Raw genomic sequence first — 18404 nt, 5'->3', positions numbered from 1 at the left:
ATGCCCTCGGTCATCAGCCGGTGGTCGTTGAAAGGGCGCCCCGCCTTGCCCGCGGAATCGGGCATCAACGGGGCAATCAGCTCCCACTGGGCATCTGAGAAAACGGTGTAACGGGATTTCACCCGTCAATTATCCCCGGGAGCACCATCGGCAATTAGGAGACACGCCCTAGTGCCGCTTCCACGCCAGGTACAGGAACGAAAAAGCTGATGTGAATACCGGGCGCAGGCGAACGTTGGCCTCGAGCCATAGTGGGCGGTAGCCATGGAAAAGTTCAGTCGTGACGCTGCGTCGATTTGGCGCCTGACAAACTCCTCAATTTTCGCCCGATTTCTTCTCCCCTGTGGTTGGACTAGGCGATCGATGGCTACCGCTTCATTCTGGGACATAGTCAGTGCTGTCTCGATTTCCTTCATTTTCGAGAACGGGCACCAGCCCGTGGCATGCCACCCGGGGGACGGCCTACAATTGCCAGCTGCCGACCCGCCGGCCGGCAAAGCTAGAAGCACCGTGATTTCAAAACTTGATTCACCGGTCAGTATCTCCAAAGCGAGCAGTTTCAAGTGGTTCCGATTATCCCTGGCTCTCGGCGTTACTGCGCAGAATGCATAATCCGGTGCCCTCCGGTTCGGCAAGGACTACCCACCCGGACTCGTCTGCCCTGCGTCGGTCGGCGACTTCACCGGCTCCTGACCCCAGCAGTCATTCGAGTTCCTGGTCCAAGGCGCCTCCCGCCGGTTCAAGCCCAGGTGCATACGGTTCTTGTGTTGTTTGGCGTCCGGGGCCTCAATGAAAAGGAGTCGCTAGGTACCGTCTTCGGAGAAGATCAGGACTTCTTCGTTGCAGGCTTCATCCGGATCACTATGGTCCGCAAAAAGCCGAGCAGTTCGCCCCAGCGCACCTACTGGGTGAAGGCCTCGAGGCGTTCGAAGGACATACGAGCGATTAAGTCCTTCATGGTGATCGGCGTAGTTTGCAATCTAGCAATGTGTCTTGCCTTCCTCCTCGCAATGTTTCGCGTTCGAATTTCGAATACTGTCGTGGCTTCTGGACGCCGGAAAATTTCCATAACTGGTTCCGCGCTTGTAGCCGCATATCAGATCTTGGCATGTGGCTACGGAACGAGTGCTTGCAGTGGCGATAGGAATCAGTAACTTGCGATTCCTTGAACGGCGTCACTGACCAGATCGCAGACGGCGTCGGGTTGTGAAGCGAGCGAGTCATGGCTGGCGTGGAGGTCAATGCTTTTCCGTGGTTTCATACGGGCTGCAATGCGGCTCTGGCTATCAGGGAAGACCAGCACGAGCGTGGGTGTTCCGAGGCAACGTGGGCCTCGTTTGTGACGCCTCGATCTGTTCCGTTGGCTCTTAGCCGTCATGGATTGGCCGGTATGACCAAAAGGCTCATGCTTACGGCTGTGATAAGCAGCATGGCGAAGAAGAACGACGCGAACCTCCGTCTCATCTTTGGATCCTCCTGTCGTTCCTTGCCGCGGATCTGGCGGAGTTCAGTAGATTACTACCCCGGCGCAGGCGATGAACAGCGCGATGGCGAGGCAGATCAGCGGCCAGTTGTTCGTTTTGAGGGCGTACCAGGGCTGATGTGCGGGGGCTTGGGTGATCCTGAAGTGAGCGATGGCTGAGAGCATGATGGTGAAGATTCCTCCGTAAGTGAGCAGGGAAATGGGAGCCAGCGTTGGAAACACAGTGTGTAGGATCCAGGACACTGGAAGATGAAGGATGAAAATTTCGTAGTTGAGACGTCCGAGGGAACTAAAGGGCGCAAATCCGAGAATCGGTTGAAGGAAGTTGGGCCGCATGCTTAGCGACTGACAGAGTATGCCGAGTCCGAGGCATACAACGATCAACCCACTACGGTAGTTAAGTGCGTATTCGTAGGACTCGTTGAGCTGGTGTTCGACCGCGATCAGGGCTATCCCGACCAAGCTCAGTGAGGTCCAGAGAATTGCAGCTCGTTCGATAGCTTTCCGGGTTTTGTTGACTGCCAGTGGGTGCTTTTGGATCCAGGCGGTCAATGCCGCGAAAAACGATCCTGCCACTAGGGGCAGGGCGTGTGCGTCAGATCCCAGGTAGAGCCTCTCGGTGGTGTGGCTTGCGGCCAGCATCGGGCTCACCGATGCCGCTGCGACGGTGAGAGAGAACAGCAAGAGCGTAAAGATGCCCAGTTTCTTTTTGGCTAATGTCCAAAGCGCCTGGGACAGTATCGGCAGGAGCGCCAGAAACTGTCCGGCCAGCGAGAGTGTCCACATGAGAGCCAGCGGGCGAATCTTGGTCGTGTTGTCCCAGTTGGGGACACCTGAGAAAAGCTGTTGCCAGTTGGCGACTTGTCCGAGGGTCGCCAGCACAGTCGGGAATGACTTTTGTTGTTCATGGGTGTTTCCAAAGAGGAAGATGAGCAAGCTGGTCACAGCCAGCATGGCCAGCGCGGCTGGGACATAGCGTTTGAAGGTGCGTTGGTAGTAGCTGCTCAGGTGGATCCGGCCCGTTAGGGTTTGTTCTCGGATAAGGCTTGCGGTGAGGACGAATGCTGCGATGAACATGAGTGCATCGATGGCGTAGAACCCACGATTGGTCTGGTTGGAGTGGTAGACCAGTAATACAAGCGTGGCGATTCCGAGGCACCCTTCGAGGGCACGATTACGTTCCTTCGGGGCGGCGGAATCACCGACAGGAGTATGGTCGGAAGTATTGTTGGGGCCTTCTGGACTAGGAATGAGGGGGCTGTTCATGGGTCCTCGTCGGTTCAAGAAGTTCGTTGGCTGGGCGAGTGGGCATTGCCTCGCTGTCTGGATCCACGATGTAGCTCTCAACGATGGCTTGGCCAGATTGAAGATTTGCGGCGTCCCGACGAACGAATTTTGATTCTGGCTTGCTACGTCTGAAACGGATGAGGATCAGGGCAACGAGCAGTGGCATGCATAGGGCCGTCATATAGCCGGCGATGATGAGGTGCTTGTAGATTTCTGATTGGCCTTCGGTCATCATTACCGCCCAGAATTGGAGCCAGATCGCGGGGATGAAAACGATGGCGAGACGTCCCACAGCTTGTCCTCCTGCACCAAGTTTGGGGGCGATCGCGACGCCGAAACCCATCAGCCAGGTGAGGATTTGGATGAGGAAGAGTGTTCCGGCCGAATCTTGGAAGGATTCGAAGATGTTCAGCACGACAGGGACTCGTCGTTCCTTCTCGTGTGCTTCGTGTCCGGTGCCGGCCTCGAACGACCCCAAGTACTGCAGTTCGGGTTGAGTCATGGCTTGGAGGCCACGAGTGGCCATGGAGGGGAGCCGGTCGGGGTGGGTGACGTAGAAGACGCCGATCTTTGATAGGGAAACTTTTTTGAAGAACTGCTCATAGAGGGAGTTATAGACCGCGGCGTTGGTTGAGGCGACGGTGGTCCCCTTGGATTCAATGAAGGACGGGTCCAGACCAAACCATTCCAGGTCTTCTTCGGGCGTTGGGCTGTGGGGGAGCATCTCGGTGAACACGGCGTTGTAGAGGTTCAGTTCGGTGAAGCGCTCTGGTTGGGCTTTAGAGAACGTGAGGGTGAAGGAACCCAACAAGACCAGGGCGATGAATGCGGGGGCGAAGCGCCGGACTGCACCCCACTCTGAGACGGTCTTCTTGCTTTTTTTGCTGTTTGTTTTCGCAGCTGCATCTTTGAATGGTTGCCAACACAGAGCCAGCACTATGACAGGAATGAATGAGGCGGTCTGTGTTTTAGCGGCGATGGTGAAGGCCGAGAAGATAATCACCATGAACAGGCTGAGGTACTTCAAGCGGGGTCGGCGCCACCAGAAGAGTAGGGACACCATAATGGCGTAGACGCCGAGGAAGGCTGCTGGCTCGCTGTAGGCGGAGACGAAGAAGCCGGAGAAGATTCCGTCGGCGGTGACCAGCGTGATGAGCAGAGCGATGATGACTCGGAAGCTGGCGCGTCCTGGTAGGAGGTTGATGAACGCGGCGGTGAGGATCCCGAAAAGCATGGCGCAGATGATGGCTACGGCTCGGGTGTCCAGCCCGTTGCCCCAACCCAGGAGTCGGGTCAGGTATTTGGCGGGCCAGAGAATGAGGGTTTGGCTGGAATAGTAGGGTTCGCCGGAGCCGTCGGCTCCGCAGGCTTCGCCATACCATTGGTGCTCGACCCAGGAAGGGAAGATATGGGAGGTAAAATCTCCGTAGTCCCAGGGTCGAACGTTCGATAGTCCGAGGGGGCAGACCAGGCGCCGACCATCGCCTTGGTCACCCATACCCACGGTGGTGGGGTAGAAGAGTCTAAAGAGGATGAATGCAGTGCTGAAGAGCCCTGTGAGAGCTGGAATGATTCGGTTGACTCGCCCATCATTCCTGGTGCTACCTGGTGCGAAGAAGCTACCAATTCGTTTGATGGCTCGAGAGAACAAAAGGCGCGATGGGTCTAAGTTATGGCTCATTGCTTAGACTCAAGAGCGCATTTAAGGGTCAGCGCATCATTTTCGGAGTTGGTTTCAAGCAGGCCGGTAGGTTTACGGTTCTTGATTTTGTGAGCCTTAGCGAATTCGTGAGCGTAGGGTTTGCAGAGATTGCTGAGCGTCTCTTGTTTCCAGGATTTGTTTTCCAGAGTGAGCCAAGCGTTTACGGCAATGCCTTGGTGGTGTTTATCGCATGAGGTTGTGGTTCCTTCAGCGAAAGCCCGATCGAAGGTGTAGCATTCTCGAACGTTGTCACTGGCACCCAAGGATTTCAGCGAGTTTCGGAGTGAATAGGTGCTGACGGGTGCTTCGCCGGCCTTGGTATATGAGGTGAGGTCGCACCGCACTGATCTGTCCCCGGTTTCCCAGGATTCGGGAGAAGGATAGTAAGCAACAATGGACAAGTTGCTTGAGGCATCGCGCACCGCGGCGCCGAGGTATCTTCTGATTTTGTTGTATGGACAAATTTCACCCGTGAGTGCCTTGAGTTGTTGCTGGTTTGGCCGGCGTGTAGCCCAGAGACCTTTGGTGAGTTCTCCGGTGAGGTTGTAGACGGCGTAGGTTTCGCTGGTGTGTGGCTCAGTACAGTCCACCGGTGGTCGGCTGTCACTGGTGGCGTCGAATTCTTCACTGTTTAGCAGTGCATGGCAGGTGCCGATCATGGACTTGGTGCTTTCTGCGTACACCTTTTGGGTTTGGTCACATCCGGTCATGGACAACGCTGCGAGGCATGCTAGTCCGGCGGTGAGTGCACGCCAGCGGGGGCTTTTGATCTTCATCTCGAGCCCCGTCTAGCCTGCTGCTGCTTTGACGCGGATCCAGCGGTGCTGATCTTGGGGTTGGGCAAAAATTCCGGAGGGAACAACAAGTCCGGATTGGGGCATCGGCATGGTGACTTTCTGTGGAGATTGCGGTGGTGTCAGTTGGTGTGCTGAGGCTTGAAGGACCGATAGTGAACGTGGCTGAGTGTTCGTCGCGCGAGTTCAGAGACTTTTGCGCGATGGAGGTTAGTTCAGCTGGGGATGGGCGGCCGCTAGGTTGCGGGCGATGAAGGCAATGATGTTGCTGGCGTTTCCGGCGCCATAGGGAGAGGCGACGGAGGCTAGGGAGTGAGCTCGACCGGGGTGGAGCAGTTCGTCATGGATTGCTTGACTTATGTCGTGTTCGGGGGTGACGAGCTTGGCGAACCCCGCTTCAATGGATTCGGGGCGCTCTGTTGAACGGCGAATGACCAGGAGTCGCTTTTTCAGCACGGTCACTTCTTCTTGGAGGCCTCCGGAATCAGAGACAATCAAAGTGGCGTGGGCAGCGAGATCGAGGAATCCCGCATGTCCGACGCCGGTGAGTATTTCGAATCCGCTGGTAAGCGGCTCTAAATGGTGTGCTCGGATGGCAGCTTGGGTTTGTGGGTGCATCGTGAAGACGACCGGAAGTGGAGCCGCTGCGAGGGCTCGCAGGATTCGTTCGAGACTCTGGGGCGAATCGGTGTTTTCGGGTCTGCGGATGGTGGCAAGGATGTAGCCGATGGTGCGAGTTGATTTACTGAGGTTGGCCCGTTCAGTTCCCTTGGCTTGGCTTTGCGCGCGCAGGGTTGATTCGATGACAGTGTTGCCCGTGATGATGATTCGGTCAGGATCGACGCCTTCACGGAGGAGATTTGCTGCGTTTTCTTTGCTGGCCGCGCAGTGAACGTCAGATAAAGCGCCGACGACGAGTCGGTTGATTTCTTCGGGCATGTTTCGGTCGTGCGAGCGGAGCCCAGCGTCTACGTGGATGAGGGGGACTCCTGCGTAGTTTGCTGATTGGGCGCCCACTGAGGTGCTGTTGGTGTCGCCTTGAACGATGACCGCGGACAGGGGATTGGCGCTGAAATGTGCTGTGAGCTCACTGATGCCCGTCGCGATCTGGGCGCCTCGCGGGCCGCCTTGGGCGTGGGGCAGAACAATATCTGGAGCGCCAATGCCCAGGTCTTGGAAGAACTGGCCGGCCGTGGAGTCATCCCAGTGTTGTCCGGTATGGATGACTCGTGCACGGGTGCCAAGCTCGGTGATGACACCGGCGAGTTTGATGATTTCCGGGCGGGTGCCAAGCACGACTCCGATATCGCCGAGCTTTGAGGTGAGTTCGTGAATGTTTGCTGCTGGATTCTTCATTCTCAAGATATTCCCCAGTCAAAGATTGTTGCTGCGGTTAGCGGTTGGTCGGTAGCTACTCGGGTCGGGCTATTGCTTCGTTGACCGACACGTTTTCGGCATTGCGGATGGTTTTAACCCACCCGTCTTGGCCCTTGACAATTCGGTAGAATGCTTTCCAGACGATGATGTAGACGGTGTAGAGATACAAAAAGAAACTCAGACCCCAGCCGAGTGCTGTCAATACGGTCTCTTCGGGTTCGCACCGCTTTCGATAGAGGAATCCCCAGACAACGAATTCGCCGATGCCCACGACCAGATAGGCGGTCAGCAGGATTGCCCCGCCGTTGGCAAGGAAGTGCGCGGCGAAGGCCGGGTACATCGTGAAGTTGTAGGCCATCAGGATCATCGGAACCGGGTATAGAACGGTTCCGAGCAGTGTGACCCACGGTTGGATCAGGAAATAGGAAAGCTCCAGGGCGCCGAGGTTGGTGACGTTGGGGTTGAGCCAGATCCGTTTAAGGTACGAGTTGCATTGCATAGTTCCTTGAGACCATCGAGCACGTTGTGTGAGGAAGCGGCGTACCGAATACAAAGCTTCCTGATCCACCCAGGCGTCCGGGGTATATCCGTTATGCCATCCGGCCATGATGAAGTGGATTCCGAGCTCGAAATCTTCTAGCAGGGAGCCGCGCCAGGGACCTTTCTCATCGGCAATTTCCGCCAGCGCAGACATGCGGTTTAGCTGTCCGTTGCCGCCTACATTGACTGTTCCGCTGTATTTGCGGCTCATCTGGATAGCGGAGATCGGCCCACGAAATTCAAGGTCCTGCAGACGAACGAAGGTGCGAGCAAAGAGGTTTGCAAATTTCCCTTTCTCGGGGTATGGGGTGTGCACTACACGGTTACTCATTCGGACTTCTACCTGGACGGCAGCAATTTCGTCATCTCCAAAGAGTCCGGGGCCGGCGCACACCTCTTGCAGGTTGCTCGAGGGGCGACCATCAGCATCGCAAACGACCAAGATGATCTTGGACAGGTCTTGACCTTGGAGGGATTTGAGGATGATCTTGTAGCCGAAATTCAGTGCGTGCGCCTTCCCGGTTCGTGCTTCGGGTCGGCGACGTTGGATCAGGTGCACCCGTGAATCTGTGCGGGTGAAGCCGTGAACGATCTCAGCGGTGGCGTCATCCGAATCGTCATCGATGACCCAGACATGGCATTCAGGGAATGTTGAGCGCATGTAGGTGATGGTGTCGCCAATGACCACTTCTTCATCGCGGCAGGGGAGTGCGAAGTGCCATTCGAAATCATCGGGGTCCCCTGCCGCGCCGGGTTTTCGCCGCAGGAACGGGATGATGATGGCGAACACGTAGGCGAGAAAGAGGGTGCCGAAGCCGAGCGAGAAGATGATGCAAATGCTGAGGAAGATATCAAAACTCATCCTCGGCTACCGGCGTTTTTTGATGACGGTCTTCACGAACAGCACCTGAACAAAAGCTAAGCCGATAAGCACCAGCAACGATCCGTAGACAGTGTGGGCCAGGGCGAATCCATCAAGGTTGTTTTCCCTGGTCAGCGCGGCGATCAACATGATTCGGAGAGTGTTGATCGCGACTAAAATTGCGACACCCACAAGCGCTGCAGGGATGGTGAGGGAGAGCGATCCTCGACCGCTGAACAGCAACAAGGCAGCAACAAGCAGCAAGGGTGCTGTTAGTAGAACAACACTGCACGCGAACGTGACGTCGAGGGTGAAAATGTGCTGAGTGCCCGCTCCGATAGTCAAGTATGTGCCATAAGGCTCCATATAGGTGCCTACGTCCATGAATGTTTCAATGGCCCATCCGGCAATCCTCGCTTCAACACGACGAACGTGTTCATGCGCGAGGAGTGAGACGAGCATGGCCAGCAGCAAGCCCACGGCGGTGAATTGGTGAGCTTTTGGGGCCTTGCGTCTCGTCGTCGGGCTTTCGCGTGGCTGGTTCTTGGTCAATGACATGCAGGATTTCCTTGGTTTGTCGCAGGTTTGGCTAACGCGGCTTCACTAACTAACATATTACATATTAGATGCATGTGGCAATTGACGCCTCGCCAAACGTATGTCAGGATCTAATATGTAAGAGCTAATATGTTAGTTTCTGACATAAGAGATGGTTGCTTACAAGCGGCCATCTGCCCGCTCAGCCGAGTCTCGAACGAGGGCTTTCCGCGTTCTTTGCGAGAGGTAGGAGTTCCATTCCTGCTGTTGGCTAAATCAGATTTTGAAGGAGGTGGCACCGCATGTATGGAGCTGGAATTCCGCCCATTGGGGGTGGCGTCGTCGGAGGTGGAGCATTGGCTTCCACGGGGTTCACTAGTCTTGGGGTAGCTTTTATGGGCCTTGGGCTCATCGTCGGAGGGCTCTTAGCTATGCGCCAAACCATTCTTACCCGTATGGCATCGAGTGGTTAGGAAGATGCATCCAAAAGTTGCACATCATATGTGCGCGCTCTTGGAGGACCGAGAGCATAAAAGCAAGAAAGTTATCAACCGCAGGTGACGCTGCCTTCACGGTAGCAAGGCTGCTCCTAGCCGCGGTGCACCTGCGTAGGCCGCTTTCTTGATGACCGTGTTGTACATCCTAAGGGGTACCCATTCTCTCAGGGAGAGAAGAACTGTTTCGGACTTTCTCCTCATCTCACGGCTGGCAAACTTACTACTGTCGCTGTGACTGCTGAAGTTGAAAGCCAGAACGACAAGGAGCAATCAGCGGTGCTGACCTGTAGGGGGAGCCTTGCGCAACCACTACGATCAAGGTTCCCTATCGCTGGAGAGGATAAGGACGCCTTTGAAAAGGGCGGCAACTGGAATGCAAAGGTTTAGGGCTGAACAACGGCAACAACCTCACGGTTGACCAAACCGTTGACGGTAAGCCTGCAGGCTTACCGTCCGTGGACGTTGAAAACAAGATTGCTGACTTCACCGCCGTGGCCGATGAGCCTAATCATGAAGAAAAGTCCCCAGGGTCCCTCTGCTCATTATCAACGAGTTGACTACTCCGGTAGCTGATTCTGTTACGGATGCGGGTGTCGATTTCCTCGGCCTTCTGGTCTTGGGAAGCACCTAAGCGTCCCTCCGCACGGCTGCGTTGAAGCGCTAACCGTGTCCTAGAAAACTCCCGCCCATTCAAGATCCCCCATGAATGCGATGGGCGGGGTCGTGTACTCATTGTCACCAGATTCTTTGAGTACGTGACACACAGGTGTGTCTCCCTGCTTCCCCAAAGCAGGGAGACACACTGCTATGTCCAGATTCTTTTATTGGGGTAGATAACTGGTAGTTGCCGTTAATCAGGTGGTCCGTATTTGCCTGGCCTGTTCTGGTTGGCGCGTGGCCCGGTGTCATCGCCGGTGAAGTTGGTGTGCTCCCATCCCAGGGGTTAGAGGCCTCAAGGAGGCCCGGCGTGAGAATGCTTCACTTTAGATGACTGTGACGTCATGGGATGTCCCGCAGCTACCTGTAAAGGGCGCCTTCTACACCTTGCCTTCTAATAGTTGACGTAACAGAAACTATCGGCGGCCCAAGCAAAGGCATCGACCGGCTTTTCTAGGGTCGAGCGGATGGGGCGCTCATTGACGACATGGCACCTTGTATGTCGGCGTAAAGGTGACCCTGCGGATACCTTTACGTATAGGCATATTGGTTCGCCTAGGGATATCATTAAGTATGGCAACTACTTGGATGACGACAGCGGAGGCTGGCGAGGAACTCGGCGTCACTCGGTCAATGGTCCGCAAACTTCTGGGCAGCGGCACCCTGCTTTCCGCAGGGAGAGCGGGACGGAATCTGCTCATCGACAGGGAATCCGTCCGCCGCTACAAGAATCGAGGAAGCGTTCTAGGTCGCAAGTGGTCCGAAAAAACCGCTTGGGCTGCTTTGTCTCTCATTTCGGGTGATATCCCTCGCTGGATCGATGCTAATTCTCGGTACAGGCTTAAAACACGAATCAGGTCGATGAACCCCGAAGAGCTGTCGGCAGCCGTATCAACTAAAGACCGGGTCGAACGGTACAGAATCCATCCAAGTGGCATCGGCAATGTGCAGGACTACTTGTTACCCACCGGCGTCGCAGCTCTCAAAAGCTCCATAATCGCAAGCCAATTCCATCTCGCCGCAGGCTCAGACGTCGCAGAGGGCTATGTCGACCAGGAGGGCGCACTCCAGCTCATCGATGCATTCTCGATGATCCCTGACCCTCAAGGAAACGTCACCATGCACCTTGTGAATACGATGGAAGTCTTCGGGAACGATGGTCCCCCGACTGCTGCTATTGCCGTGGACCTCATGGATTCATTGTCCACGCGCGAGCGGAGGGCTGGAGAAGAATCATTCCACAAGATCGTTTTCAAATGGCTGAGAGAGACCCAATGACTGAGCGAGAAACATGGACCATTGAAGCGCCTCCTGGCGGGTGGGCTTCGCCGTGGCCGCAATGCGCGGAGCTCGCCGCAGCAGTTCCATCTGATCAGTGGACTCTTGTTGGGGGCCTCATGGTTCAGCTCCATGCCGCTGCAGCGGGGTTGACCCTCACCAGATCGACCGCCGATGTGGACATCGTTCTACACATTGAGACAGGGGCGACGACCACCTACAAGATGGTGCAAGCGCTCCGAGAACTCGGCTACGAAATCGAGCACTCCCTAAATGGGGACGCCGTCGCTCATCGGTTCCTCCGAGGTGAGCAGCAGATTGATGTGATGATCGCCGATCACCCGGCGCCGAGCATTGTGACCAAAATTGCTGGCAGGTTGCCATTTAAGATTCCCGGGGGCACCCAGGCGCTGAAGCGCACAGTGAACGTGACGATTGAAACCGATACGGGTGAGGCGACCCGGCTGAGCCTTCCAAACCTTCAGGGTGCCCTGGTGCTCAAGGGCGCCGCCTACCTGGAAGACTCACGGGACCGTTCACGTCATCTGGAAGATGCAGCCATGCTGTGTGCCTGCATTCCCGATCCCTATGCCATCGTCGCCGAGCTGGGCGGCAGCGACCTGAAGCGGCTCAACGCGCTGTTTGAAGCTCTGAAGGAGCCCTCACACCAGGCCTGGTTGTCGCTCGACGACGAGCACCGCCAACCGGCTCACGACGCGTTAAGGATTCTGGCCACATCTGCTCAAGTTTCGGGCCTTCCTCCTATCCGCCGGCTCGGTAGTCGCCGCTGAACAGGTATACGCCGTCGCGCCGTTCTCAGAACCCCGCCCCCGGATCCAGCCGTGTGAAACGGACAGGGGTTGGTCTCGGTACGGAGAAGTGTCTGCCGTTATGACCGTATCGGTCACGCAGCTCTCCGTACCGGAAGTCCGCATAGAGTCACGGTCCATTGGCCCATCCAACCTTCGAGCAACCCATGTCAAGCGGCTAGGCGTATACCGGTCCGCCATGAAAGCCATGACGTTAGGACTCCGCAAGCTCGCTATTGCCAGGCAATGAAAGCGGATCCAATATTGGTTTTAGGCGCCCTTGATTTCTAATATGAGAATTTTGGAAACGTGGCTTCTTGAGATTCCCCGATAGCATCGTAAGGTGTCTGATACTCGCCAACAAGGATCCCAAGCAGAAAACCCGAAGGCCGCTTCTAAAGGCCGTGGCTTCAAAGTTTCTTGGCGCCGAATAGGCAGCCAATTTCTAAGAGTGCTTCAATCGCTGCGGCTTTTTCTTTCGCGTGGGAGAGTTACAGGAGATACGACTCGCAATCTCATCCCTCCCCGGAGGCCGGCACGCGCTGGGAACACGATGCCGTTGGAATCGTTGGCACCGAAATACCATCCCGCTCATCATGAAGTCTATTTGGACCTACTCGAACGGGCCATAAAGCACCCTGATACCCGAAATATCGCGCTCACCGGTGCTTACGGGTCAGGGAAGTCAAGTGTCTTGCGCGAGCTGAGTCGCACGCTGCGGCACCGGAAGGTCATCGAGCTTTCATTGTCGACGCTCGATCCCGAGCTAGCCCCCGCAGTCCAATCGGAGAATAAGGCCGAGGCTGAGATGAGCAACCGGATTCAGAAAGAACTGGTCAAACAGCTCCTCTATCAGTTGCCACCATGGATGACACCCCACTCTCGCTTTCAACGGGCTTCGACGCCTTCAAAATGGACCGCGTTCAAAGTCGCATGTACAGCTGCACTCGTTGTGCTTGTTTCGTGGGTCGTGTCCGTCTTGGCCGGGTGGCAGGAAACTCTAGTGCAACGCGTCAACCAGACAGGTTGGAATTCACCATGGTTTTGGGTTGCGCTAGCTGTTGGCCCCGTCCTTCTGGCGGTATTTGTTTGGAGACTGATCGCAGGTCGCTACACCTTTAAAGCAGGGGTCAAGGCATCGGCGCTATCGGTCAGTCTCGAACCCACATCCTCGAGCTATTTCGATCAGTACTTGGATGAGATCATGTACTTCTTCCAAGCCAGCAAGACCGATATCGTGCTGATCGAGGATGTGGACAGATTCGATGATGCGGTTGTATTTGACACGTTGCGCGCTGAATATTTTGGTCAACAACTCCGACCAGGTGAAACGAAGAATTATCTTCATCTATGCAATCCGCGATAGTGTACTCGGCAAAATCGGCATCAAAAAGAATACGACGCGAGAACCTGGCAGCGATAATTCGCCAAACTGCACGAGCGACGAAGCGCAGCCAGCAACCGGAATGAGCCGGGCGAATCGGGCAAAGTACTTCGACGTCATCATCCCCATTATCCCGTTCGTTTCCACTGACAATGCGCGGGATCTCATGACAAAGGTAATGGATGTTCATGTGGCGAAGTCACCGGATTCGAAAGGTATCTCACCGTCACTGATCCGATTAGCGGCTAGGCATGTGGCAGATATGCGCACAATTCAGTCGATTCGGAACGAGTTCGAGATCCACAAAGATCGGCTGATGACCTCGGCCACGAATCCAATGCCCAAGATCAGCGACGACATAGTGCTGTCGCTTGTCCTGTTGCGGGTGACTTGTCCGGATGCTTATGAGGGGATCCGTCTTGCCGAAAGTCCGCTTGACGTCCTTGTACGGCGTTGGAACGCTTTGGTCGAATCAAATATCGCTGTGCAAACAGACGAGCTCACCGACCTGCGAACTCAACTGGAAAACGGCAATTCACGCAATACTCGTGCCATGCAAGCCGGCGTACAGCTTGAGTCTCTTCGACCTCATTTCTTGTCGATGCCTGCAGGATTCACCGCTGACGCGGTTAGATTCGTCCGCCCCCTGACTGATGCGGACCTGGGCAATCCCGCGGGGTGGCAACGCATCGCTGACGGTGAGGATCTTACAATCACGATGTCAGGGGGACACGGCTACTATACGAACTCCACTGATGTGAAACTGGGCCGGCAGCTGCTAGAAAGCCTTATCGGCATGTCCATCGAGCCGATAGCATGGAGGGCTGCCGACGCCAAGGACCTTCTAGCGCAGATTGAGATGGTAGAGAGGAAGATCGGTTTCCTACGGCACCACAAGTGGGCGGAGCTTTATTCAAAAGATGATCTGACGATCACAGCTGAGCCGGCAGAAGGAAAACACGCAACAGGTGATGAGATTAGTTTCGAGGGCCTGGTGAAAACCTATGCGCCTTCACCACTCACAAGCGATCTGATAAAAAACGGCTATCTGCCTCGTCATTTCGCCCGATACAGCTCAATGTTCTACGGTGAAGTTGTTGGTCCTAACGCTGCAGAGTACATTTCACGTGCCATCGAACCGGGTACCCCGGTTCTCGAACACGAGTTGACCGATGAAGATATCGCCCAAATCATGCTAGAACAGGACGCAACCAGCAACAGCGCCGATCTCTTCGACGACCAGAGTATCTACAATCTCGATATCGTGAACTACCTTCTTGTGCACCGTCCCGAAGCTGCTGAACGCGTGGCTTCACGCTTGGCCACCAGATGGGAGGAACTGGAACAGAAATTCGTTAGCCGGTTCTTCCAACGCAAAGCACCTCATGAATCCGCGAAACTAGCAGCACTAATGACCAAGTCATGGGAGCAAGCGCTACGTTACGTTGTCGTAGATGCACCAGTCACACCTGAAACGCGGCTTCACCTCGTCGATACGGTCCTTGGCGCAATCACCTCCCATGAGAGGAGCGATCTCGATAGTGGAGTTGGTTCATACCTATCGGCGAACTACGGAAAACTGCAGAACCTCACCAACCCCCAGAACCAATCCCGAGCACACATCGTCATGAAGACCGTTGCCGAGGCCGAGGGGTCAATTCGCGATACGACAATGCTCAATCCAGCCGCGCTAAAAGCCGCGGCGCAGCTCAGCATCTATCCCGTGACGGCAACCAACCTTCAGTCGCTGGGTGGCGCCGAGCATGTTGCACTCGATGCATTGCGTGGAGAAGCCGAGAGGGAGCCGATCTATAACCATGTCATGAGCAATCTGGAAGATTACCTCAACGAGCTACCGAAGCTTGAACCGGCGGGGGCACCAATCCTGGCGTCTGTTCACTTCACGCATGTCCTGAATGACGTCGCTGCCTCGGTATCGGGAATACTCCTAGACCGTTTTGTGAAGGAAACACCCGTCGAATGCCGGGTTCTGGATCTTGAGAGCGTTGAGTCAGATACTTGGGTACCCCTCGTCCTTCACGACCGAACCAACCCAACGTTCGCCAACATCCATCGATATGTTGATGAGTATGGTGTTGACCAGGCCCTGGGAAAATTCGTATCCACACATGGTGAGATAACGGACGTCGAAGAGGCTGAGATCACTGAGAAACTTTCCGTGGCCACCCAAATTCTCAAGGCTCGAGAAGAGATCCCCTCACCAGACATTCGAGTAAAGATTGCTGAATCCTTGAGTCCTGGCATCATTCCAATCACAGAGATAACCGTTGAGGACGCAAATTTGGTTGGTCGTCTACTCAAAGCTGGCCTGTTGGCTGATGCCCCGGAGACTTTCAGCCCAGATCTACTGACTCGTTGGGACGATTTCGAGACAGCAGTCGTCGCCTCGGAAAAATTCGGCGAGATTGCTGACGCCACCATCATGCCGGCACACCACTTGCCCCAAGTACTTAGAAGCAAGAAGATCTCGGACGAGACCAAAAAGAAGCTCCTCAGTAAGCTAAACGAACTTGTGCCAGAAGCAACCAGAATTCAAACGAATGCAATCCTGCAGGCCCTGATCGAGCGACGGGAGATCCTGGACCTTTCGCGCCTAGAAACATTGCAACGAGCCGGTGCATCGAATGAATTGATGGTGGAACTCATCATTATCCAAAATGGAAGTCTATCAATGGGGGATCTTAGGACGATTCTTTGCTCCATGGGCGGTGACTACGGACGCGTGTCGGAAGGCGGCAATGGTGTCGTTCGCTTTGATGCAGACAACGACCATCAGGCGCTACTGGCACGCTTAGCCGGGATCACACACACCGGCGCAGAACTGAAAACCACCAAGACGCATGGGCGGAAACTTCAGGCGAATCTCAAACGGGCTACGGCATAACAACTTTCAAAGCTTCACTCGAACCGAAGCAGCAAGGATTCTGAGCGGTTCGGCGAATCACTCGTTAATCGGCTCATAGATTCGACGGATTTTCCCGCCTGCGGCGAAGGAGTAAACCGAGGAGCCAGAGGAGCTCGGTGGTGCCTCTTTCGAACCCTTCGCGGGGAACCTTCCCACGGCCTTACTAGCGGGTCCCACTCGGTACCTCGATCTAGCGGGACCAGGATGTCGGAGTCTTCTAGATATACAGCGGATTTGCCGGACGCGCGCTCGAGGGTACGTCGATGCGCGTTGGCTCGATCATGAACCTTGGTCTTTGAATTCGGTTGAGTAGGTTTTGGTCAGGGTTGTTCTATTTTGTTCATCGTCCCCGACTTGAAAGAGCGTCGCCAATACGGGCGTTGTCTTCAACGTAAACCGCCCTTTTGCCCTTCTGTAGTGGAGTGCAGGCTCACCGCTATGGTTTGGCGAGGTGGCGGTAGATGGTGGGGCGGGTGACGCCGAATTCCTGGGCGATCTCTTCGACGGTGTGGGCGCGTTTCCCGTCTGGTCCTTTTTCCTCGTACATGTCGCGGGCGAGCTTGACCTGGCGGGGGCCGAGTTTCGGCTTTTGGCCGCCGGTGCGTCCGCGGGCGCGGGCCGCGGCGAGTCCGTCGCGGGTGCGTTCGGACATCAGGGCGTGTTCGAATTCGGCGATGGATCCGATGATCTGGAAGAACATGCGCCCGATGGGGGTGGAGGTGTCGATGCCCTGGTCCAGGACGATGAGGTCCACGCCGCGTTCCTGCAGGGTGTTGGAGAGCTCGATGAGGTTTTCCAGGGAGCGGCCGAGCCGGTCGAGCTTGGTGACCACGAGTTGGTCCCCGGCCCGGTTGGCCGAGAGCAGGGCCTTGTCCAGTTCGGGGCGGCGGGCGAGTTTCCCGGAGGCGGTGTCGAGGAAGACCTGTTCGCAGCCGGCGGCGGTGAGGGCGTCGTGTTGGGCTTCGGGGTGTTGTTCGCGGGTTGAGACTCGTCCGTATCCGATTCGCATGGGAAGAATGTATCACAAATGGGGTTGGCCGTTACATTGGCGCGTACACGGGATGCGTTACAAAATCCTCTGCGCGGTTCCGGGTTTCCCGAAATGCCCGTGGAAGTGTCTCGCTAACGATCGTTTTCGAGAATTGCTGCCTCCGGTAAACCCGACAGGTTTCCTAAGCCATACAACGGTGCCCAAACTTCGTCAGGTGGCGGGTCCTCCTCACGAATGCATCAACACGATCAATCGGATGATTTCAATTGCATATGTGCTGTTATCGGTGCATCTGACTTCATCCTGAATCTGATGCGGGACCGGCCGTGGCCGGCGGGGGAGCAAGCGGGCTAGGGCGTATTTCCAAGAGGCCGCGTTCATGTCGTTTGGGATTCGGGCTTGCGTTCGCCCTCCGGTTCCGGGGCCAGCGCGTCCTTCGCCGCAGTCTAAGCCGCGGTGCCGGTTCCGTCCATTGCTTGGCTTCGCTTCGATATTCTGCACCTGGATCATCGTTGGTTCGCGATTCATGCTCATGGCCGCACACCGTCAAACATGGGCCATTGCCCTGCACAACTACCCGTGGCGACGTGCCTCGGCCGCTAGCCTGGTTTCTTGCCGTGTGATTGGACCCCATCAAGGCCGACCGACGCGGTTTTCGGGCGTCCCGCCCGTACCTTGCGGGCACTGCCGCACACCAATGTTGCGGGGAGGCCACGGTCCGGGGGACGGCCGCCTGGAGCCTCGCTGGGGTTCCCGGGCGGCAAAGAATAGAGACAGTGACGTGTGCGCATTCCATTTTGTGTGCCGACCATGGCTGCGCGTTTCATCTGGGTAGGATCGGTGTAAAGGTCGATCAGCGATCGGCCTCCGCGACCAACGTAAGGGATTCCGAATGTGCATGCTCTACCGGGTCACGTACGGCCCCCGGCTCGGTGCCCGGTTTGTTCATCCGGCCCATGAGGAAAATCTCGGAACATATCAAGGCTTGCTTCAAGCAAAGGATGCGGCCGAAGTCGAATTTGGAATCCTCACGTGGATCCTGGCGCCAAATGCGGCTTGGACGGCGAACCTGCCAAACGGAAACGGCGTCGAAATCACCGGCATAAGCCGGGCAAACCCGGTCGAGGACACCATCGTTACCGGCCCCTGAGTCCCGGTCGGCTGTCGGGGGAGCGACGAATAGCCCCTAGATGATTGATTCCAAGGGTTCAGTGGTCGTAAGCGGTCAATGAGCGCAGCGGATGCCGGCCGATGTTTTGGTTGTGCCAGATGGCCGCGGT

Annotated in this window: 10 protein-coding genes and 1 pseudogene; 4 read left to right on the top strand and 7 right to left on the bottom strand. The window is 56.0% G+C overall.

Translation table 11 applies throughout. From position 1 onward, the window contains the following. Positions 1-1507: 1507 nt before the first annotated feature. The 6 genes from ACFY5D_RS21825 to ACFY5D_RS21800 all read right to left on the bottom strand — a co-directional run bounded on the left by ACFY5D_RS21825 (position 1508) and on the right by ACFY5D_RS21800 (position 8603). Complete coding sequence (locus ACFY5D_RS21825; protein WP_387534663.1) at positions 1508-2749, bottom strand: acyltransferase family protein; 1242 nt, start codon at positions 2747-2749, stop codon at positions 1508-1510. Then, positions 2727-4451 carry a hypothetical protein gene (locus tag ACFY5D_RS21820; RefSeq protein ID WP_387534661.1) on the bottom strand — a complete coding sequence of 575 codons (1725 nt, stop codon included), beginning with the start codon at positions 4449-4451 and terminating at the stop codon, positions 2727-2729. Before ACFY5D_RS21820 ends, ACFY5D_RS21825 begins: the two co-directional genes overlap by 23 nt. Beyond that, positions 4448-5248 (bottom strand): septum formation family protein, encoded by an 801-nt coding sequence (locus tag ACFY5D_RS21815; RefSeq protein WP_387534659.1) that lies wholly within the window; start codon positions 5246-5248, stop codon positions 4448-4450. The genes ACFY5D_RS21820 and ACFY5D_RS21815 overlap by 4 nt, the downstream gene beginning before the upstream one ends. A gap of 228 nt (positions 5249-5476) precedes the next feature. Next, complete coding sequence (gene wecB / locus ACFY5D_RS21810; protein WP_387534657.1) at positions 5477-6622, bottom strand: non-hydrolyzing UDP-N-acetylglucosamine 2-epimerase; 1146 nt, start codon at positions 6620-6622, stop codon at positions 5477-5479. A 55-nt stretch (positions 6623-6677) separates the two neighbouring features. Next, positions 6678-8045 carry a glycosyltransferase gene (locus ACFY5D_RS21805; protein WP_387534655.1) on the bottom strand — a complete coding sequence of 456 codons (1368 nt, stop codon included), beginning with the start codon at positions 8043-8045 and terminating at the stop codon, positions 6678-6680. A gap of 6 nt (positions 8046-8051) precedes the next feature. Next, the gene (locus tag ACFY5D_RS21800) at positions 8052-8603 is read right to left on the bottom strand and encodes an exosortase/archaeosortase family protein (RefSeq protein WP_387534653.1); all 552 of its coding nucleotides are present in this window, start codon (positions 8601-8603) and stop codon (positions 8052-8054) included. Positions 8604-10309: 1706 nt separating this feature from the next. On the opposite strand from ACFY5D_RS21800, the gene ACFY5D_RS21795 reads away from it, so the two are divergent. The 3 genes and pseudogenes from ACFY5D_RS21795 (at position 10310) to ACFY5D_RS21785 (ending at position 16112) form a co-directional block, all read left to right on the top strand. Then, entirely contained in the window at positions 10310-11014 is a 705-nt protein-coding gene (locus ACFY5D_RS21795) for a helix-turn-helix domain-containing protein (protein ID WP_387534651.1), read from the top strand. 119 nt (positions 11015-11133) lie between these two features. Beyond that, positions 11134-11805: a hypothetical protein gene (locus tag ACFY5D_RS21790; RefSeq protein ID WP_387534649.1), complete on the top strand. Its 672-nt coding sequence runs from the start codon at positions 11134-11136 to the stop codon at positions 11803-11805. A gap of 571 nt (positions 11806-12376) precedes the next feature. Then, positions 12377-16112: pseudogene (locus ACFY5D_RS21785) on the top strand (hypothetical protein). Positions 16113-16569: 457 nt separating this feature from the next. On the opposite strand, the gene ACFY5D_RS21780 reads toward ACFY5D_RS21785, so the two are convergent. Beyond that, a complete protein-coding gene (locus ACFY5D_RS21780; protein ID WP_387534647.1) occupies positions 16570-17142 on the bottom strand; it encodes a recombinase family protein in 573 nt (190 codons plus the stop codon). Between the two features lie 874 nt (positions 17143-18016). Here ACFY5D_RS21780 and ACFY5D_RS21775 point away from each other — a divergent pair. After that, positions 18017-18274, top strand: coding sequence for a hypothetical protein (locus tag ACFY5D_RS21775; protein WP_387534645.1), 258 nt, complete (start codon positions 18017-18019; stop codon positions 18272-18274). The last annotated feature ends 130 nt before the right edge of the window (positions 18275-18404 follow it).

The sequence above is a fragment of the Paeniglutamicibacter sp. NPDC012692 genome, assembly GCF_042901625.1.
In the GTDB taxonomy this organism is placed as follows: Bacteria; Actinomycetota; Actinomycetes; order Actinomycetales; family Micrococcaceae; genus Paeniglutamicibacter.
The sequence above is the reverse complement of the archived record's forward strand: the minus strand, read 5'-3'. Positions and strand labels throughout refer to the sequence as shown.

What these genes read in the sequence shown, in the direction of transcription:
- ACFY5D_RS21825 (WP_387534663.1), bottom strand. Translation starts at nt 2,749, where the DNA reads ATGAACAGCCCCCTCATTCCTAGTCCAGAAGGCCCCAACAATACTTCC.
- ACFY5D_RS21820 (WP_387534661.1), bottom strand. Translation starts at nt 4,451, where the DNA reads ATGAGCCATAACTTAGACCCATCGCGCCTTTTGTTCTCTCGAGCCATC.
- ACFY5D_RS21815 (WP_387534659.1), bottom strand. Translation starts at nt 5,248, where the DNA reads ATGAAGATCAAAAGCCCCCGCTGGCGTGCACTCACCGCCGGACTAGCA.
- wecB (WP_387534657.1), bottom strand. Translation starts at nt 6,622, where the DNA reads ATGAAGAATCCAGCAGCAAACATTCACGAACTCACCTCAAAGCTCGGC.
- ACFY5D_RS21805 (WP_387534655.1), bottom strand. Translation starts at nt 8,045, where the DNA reads ATGAGTTTTGATATCTTCCTCAGCATTTGCATCATCTTCTCGCTCGGC.
- ACFY5D_RS21800 (WP_387534653.1), bottom strand. Translation starts at nt 8,603, where the DNA reads ATGTCATTGACCAAGAACCAGCCACGCGAAAGCCCGACGACGAGACGC.
- ACFY5D_RS21795 (WP_387534651.1), top strand. Translation starts at nt 10,310, where the DNA reads ATGGCAACTACTTGGATGACGACAGCGGAGGCTGGCGAGGAACTCGGC.
- ACFY5D_RS21790 (WP_387534649.1), top strand. Translation starts at nt 11,134, where the DNA reads ATGGTTCAGCTCCATGCCGCTGCAGCGGGGTTGACCCTCACCAGATCG.
- ACFY5D_RS21780 (WP_387534647.1), bottom strand. Translation starts at nt 17,142, where the DNA reads ATGCGAATCGGATACGGACGAGTCTCAACCCGCGAACAACACCCCGAA.
- ACFY5D_RS21775 (WP_387534645.1), top strand. Translation starts at nt 18,017, where the DNA reads ATGTGCATGCTCTACCGGGTCACGTACGGCCCCCGGCTCGGTGCCCGG.